The organism is Yersinia sp. J1 (assembly GCF_050586585.1).
GTDB classification, from domain to species: domain Bacteria; phylum Pseudomonadota; class Gammaproteobacteria; order Enterobacterales; family Enterobacteriaceae; genus Yersinia; species Yersinia entomophaga.
The window spans coordinates 1-302 of the sequence record NZ_JBOBDP010000063.1 but is presented as its reverse complement, the minus strand read 5'-3'; the positions used below and the strand labels follow the sequence as shown (position 1 = coordinate 302).

Below are 302 nucleotides of genomic sequence, written 5' to 3'. Positions count from 1 at the left end.
GAGACAAGTTTTAGCTGCAGTGTTTCAATTTTCAGCTTGTTCCAGATTGTTAAAGAGCAATATCTTAAACACGACTCGTTAAAGTCATCTTTAAGATATTCAGTTGATAATGTCTTTCACTCATTATCGGATGGCGTCCCCAAGGGGATTCGAACCCCTGTTACCGCCGTGAAAGGGCGGTGTCCTAGGCCTCTAGACGATGGGGACACAGGAAATTCCGACTAAATCAAAAACTTAATCGTTTCTCGTGTCATCATGAGTCGAAACTCACGACATCAACAGGTGCTCTTGCTCATTACTAT

At 42.7% G+C, this 302-nt stretch carries 1 tRNA gene; it reads right to left on the bottom strand.

The features are described from left to right. Nucleotides 1-131: 131 nt before the first annotated feature. Nucleotides 132-207, bottom strand: a tRNA-Glu gene (locus ACQ4OC_RS19655). Between the last annotated feature and the right edge of the window lie 95 nt (nucleotides 208-302).